Origin of the sequence: Nocardia wallacei (genome assembly GCF_029868745.1) — a bacterium.
GTDB classification, from domain to species: domain Bacteria; phylum Actinomycetota; class Actinomycetes; order Mycobacteriales; family Mycobacteriaceae; genus Nocardia; species Nocardia wallacei_B.
In genome coordinates this window covers 1-19802 of record NZ_JARWOP010000291.1, presented here as the reverse complement: position 1 = coordinate 19802, position 19802 = coordinate 1, and the positions used below count along the sequence as shown (strand labels likewise).

Annotated in this window: 13 protein-coding genes; 7 read left to right on the top strand and 6 right to left on the bottom strand. The window is 71.8% G+C overall.

What is annotated here, in order from left to right:
- Positions 1-57: 57 nt before the first annotated feature.
- The 5 genes from QH470_RS26330 to QH470_RS26310 form a co-directional block, all read right to left on the bottom strand.
- Complete coding sequence (locus QH470_RS26330) at positions 58-882, bottom strand: ESX secretion-associated protein EspG (protein WP_280275038.1); 825 nt, start codon at positions 880-882, stop codon at positions 58-60.
- Positions 882-3482 carry a hypothetical protein gene (locus tag QH470_RS26325; protein ID WP_280275037.1) on the bottom strand — a complete coding sequence of 867 codons (2601 nt, stop codon included), beginning with the start codon at positions 3480-3482 and terminating at the stop codon, positions 882-884. Before QH470_RS26325 ends, QH470_RS26330 begins: the two co-directional genes overlap by 1 nt.
- Entirely contained in the window at positions 3479-3901 is a 423-nt protein-coding gene (locus QH470_RS26320; RefSeq protein WP_280275036.1) for a hypothetical protein, read from the bottom strand. Before QH470_RS26320 ends, QH470_RS26325 begins: the two co-directional genes overlap by 4 nt.
- A 147-nt stretch (positions 3902-4048) precedes the next feature.
- A complete protein-coding gene (locus tag QH470_RS26315) occupies positions 4049-5461 on the bottom strand; it encodes a TldD/PmbA family protein (protein ID WP_280275035.1) in 1413 nt (470 codons plus the stop codon).
- Positions 5462-5516: 55 nt separating this feature from the next.
- Complete coding sequence (locus QH470_RS26310; RefSeq protein WP_280275034.1) at positions 5517-7046, bottom strand: TldD/PmbA family protein; 1530 nt, start codon at positions 7044-7046, stop codon at positions 5517-5519.
- A 196-nt stretch (positions 7047-7242) separates the two neighbouring features.
- On the opposite strand from QH470_RS26310, the gene QH470_RS26305 reads away from it, so the two are divergent.
- Positions 7243-7923, top strand: a complete 681-nt coding sequence (locus QH470_RS26305; protein ID WP_280275033.1) for a TetR/AcrR family transcriptional regulator — start codon at positions 7243-7245, stop codon at positions 7921-7923.
- 15 nt (positions 7924-7938) lie between these two features.
- Here QH470_RS26305 and QH470_RS26300 read toward each other — a convergent pair whose 3' ends face one another.
- Positions 7939-8706 (bottom strand): TSUP family transporter, encoded by a 768-nt coding sequence (locus QH470_RS26300; RefSeq protein WP_280275032.1) that lies wholly within the window; start codon positions 8704-8706, stop codon positions 7939-7941.
- A gap of 61 nt (positions 8707-8767) precedes the next feature.
- Here QH470_RS26300 and QH470_RS26295 point away from each other — a divergent pair, with 61 nt between their 5' ends.
- The 6 genes from QH470_RS26295 to QH470_RS26270 form a co-directional block, all read left to right on the top strand.
- Entirely contained in the window at positions 8768-9976 is a 1209-nt protein-coding gene (locus QH470_RS26295) for a sensor histidine kinase (protein ID WP_280275031.1), read from the top strand.
- A 28-nt stretch (positions 9977-10004) separates the two neighbouring features.
- Positions 10005-10664: a response regulator gene (locus QH470_RS26290; RefSeq protein ID WP_280275030.1), complete on the top strand. Its 660-nt coding sequence runs from the start codon at positions 10005-10007 to the stop codon at positions 10662-10664.
- A 97-nt stretch (positions 10665-10761) separates the two neighbouring features.
- Positions 10762-11244, top strand: coding sequence for an FxsA family protein (locus QH470_RS26285; protein ID WP_280275029.1), 483 nt, complete (start codon positions 10762-10764; stop codon positions 11242-11244).
- A 57-nt stretch (positions 11245-11301) separates the two neighbouring features.
- A complete protein-coding gene (locus QH470_RS26280; protein ID WP_280275028.1) occupies positions 11302-12897 on the top strand; it encodes an amidohydrolase in 1596 nt (531 codons plus the stop codon).
- A gap of 480 nt (positions 12898-13377) precedes the next feature.
- Positions 13378-15081 carry an apolipoprotein N-acyltransferase gene (gene lnt / locus QH470_RS26275; RefSeq protein WP_425302787.1) on the top strand — a complete coding sequence of 568 codons (1704 nt, stop codon included), beginning with the start codon at positions 13378-13380 and terminating at the stop codon, positions 15079-15081.
- Positions 15082-15431: 350 nt separating this feature from the next.
- Positions 15432-19802, top strand: a 4371-nt coding sequence (locus QH470_RS26270; RefSeq protein WP_280275026.1) for an amino acid adenylation domain-containing protein, incomplete at its 3' end; no start/stop codon positions are given.

The following is a 19802-nucleotide window of genomic DNA, read 5'->3' as shown; positions in this document are numbered from 1 at the left end:
CCTGACGCGAGGCACTTGTTCGGTCGGTGGAGTAGGTGGTCGGGCAGGGCAGGAAGCTCAGGGACGGAGGTGCGGGGTGGCGGGTGGGGCGTCGATGACTCGTTGGGGGGCCAGTTCGGCGGAGTCCTCTACGTAGTCGCGGAATTCGAGTAGGGCGTGGTCGAGTAGGCGGGTGACCGCGCCGCGGAGGGTGGAGGAGTCGGCGGGGCGGACGGTGATGGTGCGGCTGCCCGTCTCCATGTAGCGGCCGTCGTCTTCGATGTCGTACCAGCGCACGGTGCCGACCTTGCGGGGTGGGCGGAGGCCCTGGCGGCGGGGGCCGCGGAAGATGGTGACCACTCCGGCGCCGGTGGCGGGGCGGCGGATGAGTTCGCGGTAGCGCTGGAGCGGGGTCGATTCGCCGGTGTAGCGGAGGATCGGCTGGCGTTCGGGGTAGAGGTCGGCGGCGACGAAGGCCTGGGCGGGGCGGGTGCCGGGCGGCTGTTCCGGGAGGAGCATGGTCAGACGGTCGGGTAGTCGGTCGGCGGCGGTGATGGAGAGTTCGATGCGGCCGCGGCGGGTGAACTGCATGGCCAGTGCGGCGTGGCGGTCGTGCCGGGCGGCGGCGACGCGGATCGGGCCCGCCTGGTCGGACACTCCGTGGATCTCCGCCCACACCTCCGGCTCGGTGAGCACCGTGAAGGCGCGGCGCAGCAGGTCGGCCTCGTTCCAGTTCAACCGGCCGCGTTCGGAGTACTCCTGCCGCACTCGGGCCCAGAATCGGTCGCGCTCGTTGACGTGCCCGAACCGGGACAGGTAGTCGAGCGGGTACAGCATGCGGTCGTTGGCCGGCCCGAACCACAGGGCCGCGAACTCCTCTTCATCGAACGACCAGGACGCCATTACTCACCTATCACGGGTGGAACATTGCGGTAGTTGTCCGGGGCGGTTGCGGTGCTGCGGGGATGAACGGTCTCCACCGGTACGGATCCGATAGTGCCGGAACGGGTTTGGTCACCGCCAGAGTCCGGCGCGCGGTCGTGCGTGTGAGATTCCTCGCCCTCGGCGACCGCCGTATCCCCGGCGGGCCGTGATTCGGCGGTACCGGAATCCGCCTCGCCCGTGGTCGGTGCGGGCGGGTCGGTGGCGGACGTCGGCTGTGAGCTGGGCGGTGTTTCCGCTGCGCCCGAACGGGTTTCGGGAACGCCGCTGCCGTCGGGCTGTGCCGGGGGTGCCGTGATGAGGCCGCCGGCAGAACCGGGTGCGTCGCTGTGGGAGAGAGATGCGCCGGAATCCGCCTCGCCCGTGGTCGGTGCGGGCAGGTCGGTGGCGGACCTCGGCTGTGAGCTGGGCGGTGTTTCGGCTGCGCCCGAACGGGTTTCGGGGACGCCGCTGTCGTCGGGCGGTGCCGCGGGCGCTGTGATGAGGCCCTCGGCAGTGCCGGACGCGTCGTTGTGGGAGGGGGACGCGTCGGGTTGCGGCGCGCTGGTAATGACCGAATCGTTTTCTCTGCTCGTCTGTGTGCCCGAGTCCTTGACGAGTTCGCTTGCGCCCGCGGTGGGATGGTGTTCTCCCGTGCCTGTTGCGGAAGCGCGCGGGTCGTTACCCCCATCAGCCGACTCGGCATCAGTGGAAGGGTTCTCCGCGTCGATGGCGGCGGGATCGGCTTCGTCGGTGTCGGTTTCGTGGTGCTTGTCGAATCGGAGGCCGTAGCGTTCTCGGTCACCCACGTAGCGGCGCACGCGGGGCATCCGGTGCACCGGATCGTCGGCGGTCTGCGCGAGTTCCGCGGCAGCCGTGCCGCTGATCGCCGTCGCGCCCGCTGCGGTGTACGGCGTGAGGTCCGGGCTCGCATTCGGGACGGCCGGACCCGCGAAGCCCGGAATTTTCGGTGTCGGCGCGGGCGGAACCAGGGGCGGGGCAGGCGGATTTGGCATCGGAGCGGGCGGCGGTACCGGCTTGCCCAACGGTGCGCCCGGCGGCGAAGCCGGGGCACCTGGCTGCGGAGACGGCGGAACGTTCGGCGCGGGAGCAGGTGCACCGGAGCTCGGTGCCGGAGGGTTCACCGGCGCGTTCGGCACAGAGGGGCTCGTGGGCGCGTTCGGCACTGGGGGACTCATGGGCGCGTTCGGCGCAGGCGCGGGAATGGGCGCGCTGGGAAGGGGTGGCGGCACGGGAACCGGCGGCACTCCCGGTGCGCTCGGGACGGGGATCGAGGACAGCGGGCCGGGTGCGGCGGGGATCGGCGCGGAGGGCGCGGACAACGGGCCGGGGGCTGCCGGCGCGGACGGTGGTGGCGTGGGCGCCGTCGGCGCACCGGGAGACTGTGGCGACGAATGCGACCCGGGCACAGAAGGATTCGACGACTGCCCCGGCTGTGCGCCCGCCCCACCGGCCGTTCCCGCACCACCGTTACCGGTAACCCCCGCGGTACCTGTATGCGAGCTGCTTGTAGTGGCCGGACCGTTGGAACCGTCGTGCGCCGAATCACCGTGTGTCGCAACCGTTCCCGGCCCTGGAGCCGGACCCGGACGCGGATTCTCGGGAACGGCATGGTCGACCGGTTTCGGCTCGCTCGTCTCCGACGGCCCCGCGGGACCGGGCCGCGGCTTCTCCTCACCCACCGGCCGTTCGGGCCGTGGCGGCGGAGCGTCGTGCCCGCTGTGACTACCGGCCGTCCCCGATGGCCGACCGCTGGAGTTCGGAGTCCCCAGCCCGCTGCCCACCGGTCCGTGATGGTTCGGTTTCGGCCGCGTGCCCGGCGAACCGAAAAGCGACGAGCCGGACTCGGGATCCGCCGAGGCGCCACTCGACAGCCCCGGCACACCGCTGAGCAGCGAACTGACCGGTCCGGTATTCGTCGCGGCCGTGGCGCCGTTGACGGGTATGCCGCTCGACGCCGCCGTCGTCGCGCTGCCGGTGAGCGACCACCCACTGCCGGACAGCAAGCTGTCGAGGGGCCCCGACGACGCGTCCGCGCCGGCGAGCGACACCGCGGCGGGGAAGGCGGGCAGTCGCGCGTCCTGATCGAGGAACGGCAGCACGTACCGCTGTTGCATCACCTGGCGGGCGTCGTCCTGCGCCTGCTGCGCCGCGCGAGACTGGCCGTCGTAGCCGGTGGGGTCCTCGGTCTGGTCGGCCGTCACCGGAACCGGTGCGGGCACATAGGCTTTGGTGGTGACCGCGGCCAAGGCCGTGTTCGCGACGACCTGGCCGGTCTGCTCGAACAGCTCGGCCAACTGCCCGGCCCGGGTGCCGTAGTCGGACAGTGCCTGCACCGCGGTGTCGGCGGCCACCCCCGTCCATCGGCCGTCGACGGCCGTGCGGACGGCCTGGACCAGCCGGCCGGTGGATTCGCGCCACTGGTCGCGCGCCTGCTGCCAGGTCGTGACGACCTCGGCGGTCTGATCGTTCACGGTCTGGAAGGCGTCGTAGATCTGCTGGTGGGTCAGCGCGTCCACGTTCTCCGGGTTGGTGATGCCCGGCTGGTCGTATCCGGTCACTGCGCGCCCCCGGTCGTCGGTCCCGGTGTGATCGCCTGGAATTTCGCGGCGAACTCGCTGTCGGTCTGCTGTAGTCGCTCGCGGATGGTGCGGAACAGGCTCTGCACTTCGTCGGCGACCTGCCAGTGGCCCTCGAGCGCGTCGTAGGCGCTGGTCGCGCCGCCGGCGCCCTTTCCACGCAAGCGCCCCACGAGGGTCTGGGCCGAGGTGAGGACGGCGGATTGCTCGCCGACGCCCCACGATTCGTGCTGGTTGACTTGCTGCACCAGCTGCTGGATGGCGCGGATCTCGGTCTTGCGCTGCTCCATCGCCTGATCGAGCGCCACGAACGCCTGCGGGTCCACGTGCAGCGCCACCGCACCCGTCCTGGCCTGCTCGATCAGCGGGCCGAAGACCTCGTGACCGCTGTCATCTACCATGCTGCCCCCGTACGACTGCGTGCGTGCCTGTGCTGAATTCGACGCAGCCGCACTCGTTTCGGTTCCCTCGATCTCGGCTGCGGCGTTCGGACCGGCCGTCCGGTGGGGCGATTGTGCCACACCCGCCCGGGTGCGGACAGGGTATCGCTAGGTGGCCCGGCTCACCGAGGACATGTGGAAGTCGGGAATCCGCAACGGCGGCATGGCGGTTCGGGTGAACCAGTCCTTCCACTCGCGGGGCAGGGTGATCTCGGTGCGGCCCGCCTCGCCGACCCGGCGCAGCAGATCCAGCGGGCTCTCGTTGAAGCGGAAGTTGTTGACCGCCGCGGTGACCGCGCCGTTCTCCACCAGATACACCCCGTCCCGGGTGAGGCCGGTGAGCAGCAGCGTCGCCGGATCCACCTCGCGGATGTACCACAGGCAGGTGAGCAGCAGCCCGCGCTCGGTGCGCGCGATCATCTCGTCCAGCGTCGCGCCGGAACCGCCTGTCATGAGCAGGTTCTCGCCGGGCACCGTGACCGGGGCGTCGAATTCCGCGGCGGTGGCGCGCGGGTAGACCAGCGATTCGACGACCCCGTCGCGGACCCAGTCCGCCCGGCGCGCGGTGAGGCCGTTGTCGAACACCGACATCGCCTCCGAGGACGCCGGAGTCGCCACGAACGGGCGGTACTCCAGTCCCGTGGCGTCCGGGTCCGAGTACAGCGTGAGTGGAATGTCGGTGAGCCGCTCGCCGATTCGGGTGCCGCCCGCGCGGGCGAACGCGGTGTGGCCCTCGTGGGCGCCGCGGCCCTCCATGGCCCACATCATGTAGATCATCAGATCGGCGACCGCCGACGGCGGCAGCAGTGTCTCGTAGCGACCGGCGGGCAGCTCCACGCGGCGGCCGGACCAGTCGAGGCGGCGCGCCAGCTCGGTCAGCAGCGCGGGCATCTCGACATCGGTGAAATCGGTGGTGCCGGTGCCGACCCAGGCGCTCGCCAGGTCCGCGCCGGCGCCGCGCTTGCCGTTGATCTCCACGGAGCCGGTCGGCTGCACCCAGCGGCGGCGCACCCCCGTGGAGGTGCCCAGCCAAGTGGAATGCAGCTGGTGATGGGCGAAACCGTAGAGCCGGTCGGCGCCGTCGAATCCGGTGGCCAGGTCGCGGGCGAGCGGCTCGAAGACCTCGATGCCGGTGGTTCCGGGAGCACCGGTCCACGGCAGTTCGCGGTCCGCGCCCGCGGGGCCGAGGGCGTCGGGATCCAGCAGCGGCACGGCGTCCGCGGCGGGCTCGGCGGTGCGCGCGGCCTCCTCGCTCGCGCGCACCACGGCCTCGATGTCGGCGGGATCGACGCTGGTGGAGGCGACGCTGCCGACCCGCGCGGACCGCGGCCCGTCCCGGAAGATCGAGACGACCGCCCAGTCCCGCGCCACCGACGATCCGTTGGTGGTCATGGAGTTCCCGGCCCAGCGCAGCGACGTGTCGTAGGCGTCGGTGACGAGGACGATGGTCTCGTCGGCGCGGGCGGCCCGCAGCGCGCGGTCGACGACCTCGGCCGCGGGGATGACTTCGGCTGCGCTCACGGCATTACCTCGGGGGCGGTCGGCGGGGCGGGCTGGATCCTCGTTGTGCGGCCGCTCACGACTGCCCGGCCTCGGAGCGAGTGTTGAGCACGTTCACCCCGCGCACCAGCACCGACGGGCAGCCGTGGCTGACCGCCGCCACCTGGCCGGGCTGGGCCTTGCCGCAGTTGAACGCGCCGCCGAGCACCCAGGTCGACGGCCCGCCGACCGCTTCCATCGCGCCCCAGAATTCGGTGGTGGTGGCCTGGTAGGCGACATCGCGCAGCTGTCCCGCCAGCTCACCGTCGCGGATGCGGAAGAATCGCTGCCCGGTGAACTGGAAGTTGTAGCGCTGCATATCGATCGACCACGACTTGTCGCCGACGATGTAGATGCCGTTCTCGACGCGGGAGATGAGGTCGGCGGTCGTGGTGTCGCGCACCGGATCCGGTTGCAGCGAGACGTTCGCCATCCGCTGGATCGGCACGTGGTGCGGGGAGTCGGCGTAGGAGCAGCCGTTGGAGCGGTCCAGCCCGAGGCGCGGGGCGAATACCCGGTCGAGCTGGTAGCCCACCAGGACGCCGTCGCGTACGAGGTCCCAGCGCTGGCCCGCGACGCCCTCGTCGTCGTAGCCGACCGTCGCCAGCCCGTATTCCTGGGTGCGGTCGCCGGTCACGTGCATGACCGGGGTGCCGTAGCGCAGCGTGCCGAGTAGGTCGGGGGTGGCGAAAGAGGTTCCGGCGTAGGCGGATTCGTAGCCGATGGCGCGGTCGTACTCGGTGGCGTGGCCGATCGACTCGTGAATGGTCAGCCACAGGTTGGTGGGGTCGATGACGAGGTCGGTGGGCCCCGCGACGACACTGGGCGCCTTCACCTTCTCGGCCAGCCACTCGGGGATCCGCGCGAGTTCACCGTGCCAGTCCCACACGCCGTCGCTCCCCGCGACGTACTCCCAGCCGCGCCCGGCGGGGGCGGCCAGCGTGCGCATGGTCTCGAAGACGCCCGCGGCGGGATCGACGGTGATCGCCTCCAGATGCGGATGCAGCCGCACCCGCTGCTGGGTGATCGCCGAGCCCACGGTATCGGCGTAGTAGGTCTGCTCCTTGACCTGGAGGACGGCCGCGGTGACGTGGTCGACCCCGTCGGCGGCCGCCAGCCGCCCCGAATACTCCTGCAGCAGCGCCACTTTCTCCGGAGTCGGCACCGTGAACGGGTCGATCTCGTAGGACGAGACCCAGGTGGCGTCGCTGTACACCGGTTCGGGCGCGAGTTCGACCCGTTCGCGGTTGAGCGACCGCAGTGTGGTCGCGACCGTCACCGCGCGGCGCGCCACCTCGGCGGCGGTCGCGGGGGAGAGGTCGGCGTGGGAGGCGAAACCCCAGGTTCCGTCGACGACGACGCGGACCGCGATACCGAGATCGGTGGAATTGCCGACGGCCTCGACCCGGCCGTCGCGCAACCGGATCGACTGCGTCACCAGCCGGTGCACGCGCAGATCGGCATGCGTGGCGCCGGCGGCGCGGGCCGCGGTCAGCGCCGCGTCGGCCAGCGCGGCCAGCGGCAGGGCGCGGAACTCCTCGTCCACCACCCGGTTTGCGATACTCACCCCCGACACGCTAATCGGTTGCCGACCGGTCGTTCAACCGTCGCCCCCGGAATGCCGTGCGGCCCAACGCGACACGCCGTGCAACTCTGCATCGAGTGCAAACACGCACGACATGCGGGGTGGCACCGGGTGCAGCGCACGCGCCGACGCGCAGCCTGCCGGGTGTTTCGTGATCTATGCCGTACCGTGTGCCCGCGTGCCGCCATCCGCACTCCGTGACCGCAAGCGGGAACGCACCCGCCGTGCCCTCCTCGAGGCCGCCGTCGACCTGTTCGAAACCCGTGGCTACGAATCGACCACCGTCGCCGACATCGCCGCGACGGCCGAGGTGGGTACGAGAACCTTCTTCAACTATTTCGAGAGCAAGGAGGAATTGCTCTTTCCCGAGCCCGACGAACGCGTGCGCGCCGCCGTGCACGCCATCGCCACCCGGCGTCCGGACGAACGGCCCGTCGAGGTGTTGTTACGGGCGTTACGCGCGGCCGGGGACAACCCCGGCGACCATCTGGGCGACGATCTCGCCGCCCGCATCTCGGTCCTGCGCGCCCAGGTTTCGCGCACGGTGCCCGCGGTCAGCGGCCGCGCCGCGCACGCCCAGCTCGCCGCGCAGCAGGAGATCGCCCGGCAGCTGCGGGCCGCGTTCCCCGAGGAACTCGACGAGGTCGGGGCCGCCGCGCTGGTGGGCGCCGTCGTCGGCGCCGTCTCCGGGGCACTGACCGTGCTGTTCTCCGGCCGCCACGCGCTCGAGGACGGCGAGCGGCTGCACCACAAGATCCGGGAGACCACCTCGAAGGTGCTGGCGCCGTGGCTGGCCGAGCCCGCGCCCGCCGCCGAGGCCCGCTCGATCCGGCACATGATGGCCGAGGCGCGCTGCTGACCCCGCGCGCCGCGCTCAGCCGAACCGCTGCCAGCCCAGGCGGATCACCATCCCGACCACCACGACCAGCAGCACCACGCGGACGAAGCCGGCGCCGCGGGCCAGCGCCATGCGCGAGCCGACGACCGCCCCGGCGATATTGGCCGCCGCCATCGCCAGGCCCAGCGTCCAGATGACGTGCCCGGTGGCGCCGAGGAAGATCAGCGAGCCGAGATTGGATCCGCAGTTGATCACCTTCGCCATCGCCGCCGCGCGGACGAACTCGGTGCCCAGCAGCGTGGCGAAGGTGATGATGAGGAACGTCCCGGTGCCCGGCCCGAGCAGCCCGTCGTAGCAGCCGATCAGACCCGCCGCCAGCGCGACGACCAGGATCGTCTTGCGCCGGGTGGGCGGATCGGTGGCCAGGGTGACGCCGATCGAGGGCCGGGCCGTGACGAACAGCGCGACGCCGATCAGCACGACCATCACGATCGGGATGAAGTAGTCGCGGTCGATCAGCGCGACCGCCGCGGAACCGGCCGCCGCCGCCACCGCGGCGATCACCGCGCCCGGCAGCAGCAGCCGCCAGCGAATCGGCACCTTGCGCGCGAAGGTCACCACCGCGGCGGTGGTGCCGGAGAACGCGGCGATCTTGTTGGTGCCCAAGGCGGTCTGCGGCGCGATGGCCGGAGCGACCAGGAACAGGATCGGCAGGATGATCAGCCCGCCGCCGCCGACCACGGCATCGACCCAGCCCGCCACCGCGGCCGCGGGGAGCAATACCGCCCAGTCTGCGAGTTCCACGGGCCGAGACAACCAGACGTCGGATGATCCGGCAAATCCGGTCCACACCTAGGCTGAGCAGGTGCGTCGATTCAGTCTGTGGCTGCGCGGGAAGCCGATGGTGGCCGACTCGATGCTCGCCCTCGCCCTGCTGCTGCTCGACCTCGCGGTGATTCGCGACAAAGAGCAACTCCCGCTGCACCTGACGCTGGCGCTACTGGTCCCGCTGCCGGTGGTGTGGCGGCGGGCCTACCCGCGCGCGAGCGCCGCCGCCCTGCTGGCGCTGGCGATCGCCACCACCGCGATCAGTCACGTGACCCACGTCGATCTGGCGCCGCCCGCGCTGCTCGCGGTGGGCATCATGCTCTACACCCTGGTCGCCTACGTCGGCCGGCGCGAAGGGTTCCTTTATCTGGCGGCACTGGCCGTCGACGGCACGCTGTCGATCACCGTGCTGCACCAGACCGTCTGGTCGACGGCCGGATTTCTGGTCATGTACTACGCGCTGTGCTGGACGCTGGCCGAATTCCTCGGCGCCCGCCACGCCTACGACCGGGAGGTGGCCGCCCGCCTCGCCGTCGCCGACTACGACCGGGACCGCAGCGCGCACGAGGCCGTCTCCATCGAACGCACCCGCATCGCCCGCGAACTGCACGACGTCGTCGCGCACGCGGTGAGCGTGATCATCGTGCAGGCCGACGGCGCCAAATACGCCCTGCGCCGCGACCCCGACGCCGCCGAACAGGCGTTGAGCACCATCGCCGCCACCGGCCGGGACGCCCTGCGCGAACTGCGCCGCACCGTCGCGCTGCTGCGCACCGAGCACGCGCCCGAGCAGTTGCCCCAGCACGGCACCGCGGGACTGGCGAAGGTGGTCGGAATGATGCGCAGCGCGGGGCTGGCGGTGGAACTCGAGCTGACCGGCGAACTCGACGATGTCGCGCCGGAGGTGAGCCTCGGTGTCCATCGCATCGTGCAGGAGTCGCTGACCAATACCTTCCGCCACGCCGGGCCCGATCCGAAGGCGTGGGTCCGGGTGCGCCGCCGCGACGAGGATGTCCTGGTCGAGGTCGACGATCTCGGTCACGCCGCCGAGGCCGCCCATGCCACCGGCGCCGCGCGCACCGCCGATCCCGCTGTCCGCGCGGCACTGACCGGCAGCGGCCTCGGCCTGGTCGGCATGCGCGAGCGGGTCGCGGTCCTCGGCGGCACTCTCGAGGCGGGCCGCCGCGCCTCGGGCGGGTGGCGGGTGCGAGCCACGATCCCCCTGGAACGCGAGCCGATGGAGTAGGGCGGACGGCGGCCGATAGATTGGGGGCGTGCCGATCACCGTTCTCGTCGTCGATGACCAGGAACTCATGCGAGCCGGACTGAAGATGGTGCTCGGCGCCCACCCCGATGTGGAGGTGGTGGGGGAGGCCGACAACGGCGCCGCCGCGGTGACCCGGACCCGGGAGCTGCGCCCCGACGTGGTGCTCATGGATGTGCGGATGCCGGTCGTCGACGGCGTCACCGCCACCAGTCAGATCCTCGAATCCGGTTGCGGCAGCAGGGTTTTGGTGATGACGACCTTCGACCTGGACGAGCACGCGCTGGGCGCGCTGCGGGCCGGGGCGAGCGGGTTCCTGCTCAAGGACACCCCGCCGGAGGACCTCATCTCCGCCATCCGCAGCGTCGCCGCGGGGGACGCGGTGGTATCGCCGAAGGTCACCAAGCGGCTGCTGGACCGGCTCATCGCCGACGACCCGGCACACATGCGCGACCCGGCGGTGCTGGACGTGCTCACCGCCCGCGAACGGGAGGTGCTCGGCCAGATCGCCGCCGGGCGCTCCAATGCCGAGATCGCCGCCGCGCTGTTCCTCTCCGAGGCGACGGTGAAGACGCACGTCGGCCGCGTACTGACCAAGCTCGACCTGCGCGACCGGGTCCAGGCGGTGGTGCTGGCCTACGAGACGGGACTGGTCCGGCCCGGAGCGTGACACCCGGATCCGCCTTTCTCAGCAGGAATTCAGCGTCGACGGGAGAAATCCGGGCGCGCCGGACGTTGCACGGGTAGATCGTTTCGAAAGGATCGCCATGCCCGCCCTCTTGTTCGCGCTCTACCTCGTCGCCGAGATCGCCGCACTGGTCGTGGTCGGCCACCTGATCGGCGTTGTGCCGACGATCCTGCTGCTGATCGCCGGGTCCGGACTGGGCATGATCCTGGTGCGCTCGCAGGGCCGCCGGGTCTTCGACCAGTTCCGCCGCGCCGGTCGCGGGGAGATCGCGCCCGGCACCGCCGTGGCCGACGGTGCGCTGGTCGCCCTCGGCGGCGTCCTGATGTTCGTGCCGGGCCTGATCACGTCGCTGTTCGGCCTGCTCCTGCTGCTACCCACCCGTGCGCTGCTGCGCCCGGTGGTGTCGGCCTTCGCCACCCGCCGCATCGATCGGCTGTCGATGGCGACCGGCTATCACGGCGTGGTCGTCGAGCCCAGCGGCGACGTCGTCGACGGGACGGTCGTGCACCAGTACTACGACGACGGTCAGGGCGAGGCCCGCCCGATGCTCGACGGGCGCTGACACTTCTCGCTCGGCCCGGGCGAACCCCCGTTCCGGTATGCGGCACACTGGACTGCCGTGAGTACCCAGTTGCTGGTCGGCGGACGCATCTACAGTTCCAGTTCACCCGACGCCACGGCGATGGCGGTGACCGACGGCACGGTGGTGTGGCTGGGCGCGGACCGGCCCGGACGGGCGCTCTATCCGGATGCCGAGATCATCGAACTGGACGGGACATTCGTGGCGCCGGCGTTCGTCGACCCTCATGTGCACGTCACCGCGCTCGGCCTGCAACTGACCGGACTGGATCTGTCGGGGGCCACCTCGCTGGCGCACTGCCTGGCACTCGTGCGCGACTACGCCCTGGAACATCCGGGCGCCGTGCTCGGCGACGGCTGGGACGAGACCCGCTGGCCCGAGGGCAGGCCGCCGACGGCCGCGGAGATCGACGCCGCCGCCGGACCGGGCCGTTCGGTGTATCTCGTTCGGGTGGATGCACATTCGGCCGTCGCGTCCACCGCGCTGCTGGACGCCGTGCCCGCGGTCACCGCGGCGGCCGGATTCACCCCGGGCGAGCCGTTGCGCGCCGAGGCCCATCACCTGGTCCGTGCCAGCGCCCTCGGCGGACTGGATCGTCCGCAACGCGACCGCGCCCGCCGCGCCGCGCTCGACCACGCCGCCGCGCACGGCATCGCGGCCGTGCACGAATGCGCCGGACCGCAGATATCCGGCCGCGCGGACGTCACCGAACTCCTCGAATTCACCCACGGCGTGCAGGTACGGGCCTATTGGGGCGAGGCCGTCCGCAGCGCCGGCGAGGCGCGCTCGCTGATCGAGGAACTCGGGGTGCACGGACTCGCCGGAGATCTGTTCGTGGACGGTTCGATCGGCTCGCACACCGCGTGGCTGCGCGCCCCCTACGCCGACCGCGACACCACCGGCGTCGGCTATCTCGACGCCGACGCGGTCGCCGCGCACGTGCGGGCCTGCACCGAAGCGGGCATCCAGGCCGGTTTCCATGCCATCGGCGACGGGGCGCTCGAGGCGGTGGCCCAAGGGTTTTCGCGGGTCGCCGCCGAACTGGGCGGCCCGGCCGTCGCGGCTCGCGGGCATCGCGTCGAGCACGCCGAACTGCTCGACGCCGCACAGATCTCGGCGCTGGCGGCCTGCGGCGTGATCGCCAGCGTGCAACCGGGATTCGACGCCGAGTGGGGCGGCCCTGCCGGCATGTACGCCGCGCGGCTGGGTGCCGAGCGCGCCGCCGCCCTGAACCCGTACGCCGCGATGGCCGCGGCCGGGATCTCCCTCGCGATCGGGTCCGACGCCCCCGTGACCGCCCTGAATCCGTGGGAGGCCGTCCGCGCGGCGGTCCACCACCGCACCCCCGGCCACCAGATCTCCCCGCGCGCCGCATTCGCCGCCGCCACCCGCGGCGCGTGGCGGGCGGGCAGCGTCCGCGACGGCGTCGCGGGCACCCTGGTCCCCGGCGCCCCCGCCTCCTACGCCCTGTGGGACGCGACCGACCTGGTGGTCGCCGCCGCCTCCGATAAGGTCCAGCGCTGGTCCACCGACCCACGCTCCCGAGTCCCCGGCCTCCCCCCACTCGACCCGGGCGCCGCACCCCCGCGCTGCCTCCGCACAGTCCACCGCGGCACCACCATCTACGAAGCCTGATCAATCCGACGGACCGGCGGCCGCGTCGCCGAAGTCCGGCACGGCGTCCCCGGCGTGGGTCCGCCCGGCCCGCGTCCGCGCTGCATGCGCACCATCCACTGCGGCGGCATCGACCACGTGGCCTGACCGGTTCGCCGGTCCGGTCGGCGCGTCGCTGTCGGTAGGTACGGCTTCGCCGCTCCGCCCGCGTACCGGACCCTCACGCTGCCTGCACTGTCCGCTGCGTTCCACCCTGTGGGCCTGGCCTGGCCGCCGATTCGGTCCGCCGGTCGCAGAGGCCCGGTATGGCGGCCCCGGCGGAGGGTGGGTGGGTCGCGGCCGTAGCATCGACGCGGTGTCGAGCAGGACGTCGTGGGCCGTGCGTGGGGTCTTTGGTGCCGGTGGGCGTTCGGAGTTCGCGGGCGTCGTGTCGACGCGGCGCCGGGTTGTGGTGTTCGCGGAGGAAGCGTGAGCGGACGGTGGGGGGCGCGCCTCGCGACAATGGTGTCCGGGTCTGCTCGCGAACCGCGGGCCGGTGTCGGCGACGCCGCGACGGGAGGCCCGGAGCGGACGGGTCTGCGGGGCTGGGTCGCGGGGCATCCGGTGTGGTGGCGAATCGGCGGGGCAGTCATTGCGGGGTTGCTGATCTATGCGAGCTTCCCGCCGCGTACCTGCTGGTATCTCGCCCCGTTCGGGATCGGCGTGCTGACACTGGTGGTGCGCGGATCCGGCCGTCTGCGCGGGGGATTCGGGTACGGGCTGGTGGCGGGGCTGGCGTTCTTCGTGCCGTTGCTGCCGTGGACCGGGATCTATGTCGGCCCGGTGCCGTGGCTGGCGCTGTCGGCGGCGTGCGCGGTCTACGTGGGCCTGTTCGGGCTGCTGGCGCGGCTGGTCGGTACGGTTCCGGGCTGGCCGCTGTGGATCGCGGCGATGTGGACGCTCACCGAATGGGGTCGCTCGAGTTTCCCGTTCGGCGGATTCCCTTGGGGCCGTCTGGCATTCGGCCAGGGCGACGGCTGGTACCTGCCGCTCGCGGCGGTGGCCGGGGCGCCCGGCGTGAGCTTCGCGGTGGCGTTCACCGGAACGCTGCTGGCGGCCTTGGCGTTACGCGCCGCCGACCACCGAAAGCCCAGGTGGCTACCCGGAATTATCACTGTCGCAACGGCTGTGGCTATCATCCCGTGTACCGGAGTGATCCTCCGGACCGCGCTGCCCGCCCCGGACGACGGTGACCGGCCGATCACGGTCGCCGCGATCCAGGGCAGCGTGCCGCGGCTGGGACTGGACTTCAACGCGCAGCGCCGCGCCGTCCTCGACAATCACGTCCGCCGCACCGAGGAACTGGCCCGCGCCGTCGCCGCCGGACAGGCCCGGCAGCCGGATGTGGTGATCTGGCCGGAGAATTCGTCCGATATCGACCCGCTGCGCAACGCCGACGCCGCCCGCGAGATCGGCGCGGTGTCCGCCGCGATCCACGCGCCCATCCTGGTCGGCGCGGTACTGGTGAACTCCGACGACACCACCACGAACTCGGTGCTGGTGTGGAACGGCCTCGCCGGACCGGGGGAGCGGCACGACAAGCGGATCATCCAGCCGTTCGGCGAGTATCTGCCGATGCGCGGGTTCTTCCGGCACTTCTCCGAATACGCCGACCGGGCAGGCTATTTCGTGCCCGGCCACGGCGACGGCGTGGTGCACGCGCAACCCGCGGGCGGGGGACCGCCGGTCGCGATCGGCGTCGCCACCTGTTACGAGGTGGCCTTCGACCGCGCCTTCGAGGACTCCCTGCGCGCCGGCGCCCAACTGCTGACCGTGCCCACCAACAACGCCACCTTCGGCGACACCGAGATGACCTACCAGCAGCTGGCCATGTCCCGGGTGCGCGCCGTCGAACACGGCCGCGCCCTGGTGGTGGCGGCCACCAGTGGGGTCAGCGCGATCGTCACCGCCGACGGCGCGGTGGCCGAGCAGACCCCGAAATTCGTGCCCGCCGCGCTGGAGGCGACGCTGCCGCTGCGCACCGCCACCACACCGGCGACCCGGCTGGGCCCGCTGCCCGAACGCGTGTTGTGTATCCTTGCCGCGGCTGTTGTTGTGGCTGTGGCTATTCGGCGGCGAATTTCGCCGCCGGAGCATCCGGTGGATGCGGGCGCGCTCGGCGGCCGAGTGCGCCGCCGGTCGGCCGCACCGGCTCCCGCCGAGTAGCGAACACCTGGGCCACGGCCGGGCCGGTGCGAGCGTCACGCATCGGTTCGCGTTGCCGCACACTATTCGCCGAGTTATTGCGAGACACGACTTCCCTTGTCAGGGGAAGTGCTTGAACTGCGTTTTCTAAACATCTTTGTGGTTTGCGAAGAGGTAGCTGACCGAAGTTCCTCTCCGCCAATGTGGTTCGAAGTGCAACATCTCGAGATCGCTACCGATCCGCCCGACGCCATGCTCCGAATCATAGGGCGTGGATCACGTCCTACGGCGGGTGCGTGCGCGCACCCGCCGCAGCGTCGTTCTCGAGGGCTTGGGGGAGTTGCGTCAACAGCGGCAGAACGGAGTGATTGATGAGTTCATTGGCCACCGATCGCGTAGTCCAATGCACTTCCGGCGAATTCTCAGCACAGCCCTTTGATCTGTCGCCCGCGCAGACCGCGATCTGGTACGCGCAGCAGCTGGAACCGGACGTTCCGCTGACCGTCGCGCAGTACGTGGAGATCCACGGCGACCTCGACGTCGGCCGGCTGCTGTACGCCGTCGAGCGGTTCGGCGCGGAGGCTCAGGTCGGGCAGGTGCGGCTGCTGGAGGTCGACGGCATTCCGCAGCAGGTGGTCGATCCCGCGCGGCGGCCGGGCTGGGCGCGCGTCGACCTGCGGCACGAGCCGGACCCGAAGGCGGCGGCGCTGCGCTGGATGAACGAGCACGCCGGCAGCCCCATGGATCTCGAGCACGACCCGCTGACCACCAACGTCGTGCTGCGCCTAGGCGCCCGCGACTACATCTGGTACTCCCGCGGCCATCACATCGTCATCGACGGATACGGCGCGATGAACGCGCTCACCCGCACCGCGGAGATATATACAGCCCTGGAGAACCACACCGAGCCGGTCGCCTCGCGCGCCACCGCGCTGGCCGACCTCTACGCCGGTGAGTCGAGTTACCGTGAGACCAGCCGCTTCCGGGCCGACCGCGAGTACTGGACCGAGCAGCTGGCGGGCGTCGGCGCGCCGATGAGCCTGTCCACCACGAGCGTCGCCGCGCCCCCCGTGACCGGCCGCCGCATCGCCGCCGCGATGCTGCCCGCCTCGGTCGAGGCCGACCTGGCCGCGGCCACCGGCACGTTCGCGACCCAGAACTCCACCCTGTTCGTCGCGGCGCTGGCCTGCTACGTGCGAGCCGCCACCGGAAACCCCGATGTGGTGCTGAGCCTGCCGGTGTCGGCGCGCACCACGGTCGCGCTGCGCCGCTCGGCGGGCGTGGTGTCGAACGTGGTGCCGATCCGCATCCGTTTCGACCCCGGCACCACCGTGCGCGATGTGGTCAAGGCGGCCGAGTTGCAGATCACCGGCGCGCTGCGGCACCAGCGCTACCGGCACGACGACATCCGCCGCGACTGCGGCTATTCGCGCGACTCCCGGGGCTTCTTCGGCCCGATGGTCAACATCATGCTGTTTCACAGCGAGTTGCGTTTCGGCAGCCTGGTGGGCTCGCTGAACGTGCTGTCCACCGGACCGGTGGAGGATCTGTCGATCAACCTCTACAACGGCGCGGGCAACCGCATCCACGTCGATTTCGAGGCCAACCCCCAGCTGTACGGGAGCGCGGAGCTGGAGAGCCACCACGGCCGGTTCCTGGACTTCCTGGCCCGGCTCCTCGCCGCCGACCCCGCCACGCCCGCCGCCGCGGTGCCCGTGATCACCGTGGCCGAGCGCGAACTGGTTGTGCGGGAATGGAATTCGACGACTGTCGCGCGGCAGGAAGGCACGCTGGCGAGCCTGTTCGCGGCGCGCGCCACCGCGTGCCCGCAGGCCACGGCCCTCGAATTCGGCGACGAGACCGTGTCGTACGGCGCACTGCACGAGCGCGCCAACCGGTTGGCGCGCGTGCTCATCGAGCGCGGCGCCGGTCCGGACACGGTGGTCGGGCTGGCCCTGCGGCGCGGTATCGACCTGGTGGTCGGCATGTACGCGATCGTGCAGTCGGGCGCCGCGTACCTGCCGATCGACCCCGATCACCCGGCCGAGCGCATCGGGCACATGCTTGAGCAGGCCCGACCACTGTGCGTACTCACCCTGTCCGGCGACGACTGCGCGCTGCCGCCTTCCGCCGCGCGCTTCGACATCGATACCGCCGACATGGCCGCGGTCAGCCCGCTCCCCGTGACCGACGCCGAGCGCCGCACGCCGCTGCGGCCGGATCATCTGGCCTACGTGATCTTCACCTCCGGCTCCACCGGCAGGCCGAAGGGCGTCGGCGTCTCGCATGCCGCGATCGTCAACCGGCTGCGCTGGATGCAGCATGCCTATCCGCTGGACGAGACCGACGTGGTGCTGCAGAAGACGCCCGCCACTTTCGACGTCTCGGTGTGGGAGTTCTTCTGGCCCTTGCAGATCGGCGCGCGCCTGGTGATCGCCGCCCCGGACGGGCACCGCGATCCCGCCTACCTGGCCGCGCTGATCGCCGAGAAGGGCGTCACCACAGCGCATTTCGTGCCGTCGATGCTGTCGGTGTTCGTCAGCGACACCGACGTGCGCGGCTGCACCGGTCTGCGCCGGGTGTTCTGCAGTGGCGAGGCGCTGCCCGCCGCCACGGTGCGCGAGTTCCGCGCCGCCCTGCCCGCCGCCACGGTGGAGCTGCACAACCTGTACGGCCCGACCGAGGCGGCCGTCGACGTCACCGCGTGGCAGTGCGCGGGGGCCGAGGACAGCGTGCCGATCGGCGCACCCGTCTGGAACACGCGCACCTATGTGCTCGACGAGTACCTGCGCCCGGTCCCGCCGGGGGTGACCGGCGAGCTGTATCTGTCGGGCGTCCAACTGGCCCGCGGATACCTCTCCCGGCCGGGACTCAGCGCCGAACGATTCGTCGCCGACCCGTTCGCGGCCGGCACCGCGGGCCGCATGTACCGCACCGGCGACCTGGTCCGCTGGCGGCACGCGGAAGGCACGGGTGTGCTGGAGTACCTGGGGCGCAGCGACTTCCAGGTCAAGATCCGCGGCGTTCGCATCGAACTCGGTGAGATCGAGGCGGCCCTGGCGGCCGACGACCGGGTGGCCCGCGCGGTCTGCGTGGCCCACCGCGCCCCCGGCGGCGACGAACTGGTCGCCTACGCGGTCGCCGCCCCCGCCGCCACGGTGCGGGCCGCCGACCTGCTGTCCGCGCTGCGCCGCCGGCTGCCGGGCTATCTGGTGCCCGCGCACCTGATCCTGCTCGACGAACTGCCGCTGAGCCCCAACGGCAAGGTGGACCGGAAGGCCCTGCCCGCACCGGAATCCGGCCCGCGCCGGGGCCCCGGCCCGGCGACCGGACCGCGCACGGCGCTGGAGCGGCAGCTCGCGGCGATCGTCACCGAGGTCCTCGGCGGCGACGAGATCGGCGTGGAGGACAGCTTCTTCGACCTCGGCGGCAACTCGCTGTCGGCGGCTCGCGTGGTCGCCCGCGTCAACAGCGGTCTCGGCGCCGCCCTGACCATCCGGGATCTGTTCGAGTCGCCGACGATCGTTGCGCTCGCCCTCCGGCTGGACGCGCACGGCCCGGACACCGCCTCACCGGCCCTCGGCGCGGCGCCGCGGCCCGAGCACATCCCGCTCTCGCTGGCCCAGCAGCGGTTGTGGATCCTGAACCGGTTCGCCGAGCATCCGGCGGCGTACAACATGCCGCTGGCCGTCGAACTCACCGGCCCGCTGGACCTCGAGGCGCTGCGCGCCGGACTCGTCGACGTGCTGGAACGGCACGAAAGCCTGCGCACCACCTTCCCCGATGCCCCGACCTCCGCGACGGCCGCCGCGGTCCGAGGCCCGGTGCAGGTGGTGCATCCCGCCGCGGAGATCCCGCTGACACTGGAGCCGATCGACGCCACCGGCACCGACGCGCTCGCCTTGGCCACCGAATACGCGGGCTACGGGTTCGACCTGCGCAGCCAGGCCCCCATCCGGGTGGCGCTGTACGCCACCGGTCCCCAGTCGCACGTGTTTCTCATTGTGCTGCACCACATTTGCGGCGACGGCTGGTCCATCGCGCCGCTGGCCCGCGACCTGATGACGGCCGTCGCCGCCCGCGCGGCGGGATCGGCCCCGCGCTGGCTGCCGCTTCCGGTGCAATACGCCGACTTCGCCCTGTGGCAGCGCGAACTGCTCGGCGACGAAGACGATCCCGCGAGCGCGCTGTCGCGGCAGCTGGCGTACTGGCGGGGCGCGCTCGCCGGTCTGCCCGATCAGCTCGACCTGCCGACGGACCGGCCGCGGCCGATGCGGCGCGACGCGGCGGGCGCCACCGTCGAGTTCGCCATTCCGGCCGCCACCCGCCGCGACATCGCGGAGCTGGCCGCCGAGCGCGGCGTGAGCACCTTCATGGTGCTGCACGCGGCACTGGCCACCCTGCTCGCGCGGCTGTGCCACAGCACCGACATCGCGATCGGCACACCCATCGCGGGCCGCTCCGATCCGGCGCTCGACGACCTGGTCGGCATGTTCGTCAACACCCTGGTGCTGCGCACCGCGGTCGACCCGGCCGCCGGTTTCGACCGCATGCTCGACCGGGTCCGCGAAACCGACCTGGACGCCTTCGCCAATTCGGACGTGCCGTTCGAGCGGCTGGTCGAGGTGGTGAACCCGGCGCGCGGCCCCCGGCCCCCCCCCCGGTTACAGGTGATGCGATCCAAACAGAAGACCCCCGCGCTGCGCAACGCTCTGCCCCGCGTCGCGGCGCGGGGGGTGCCG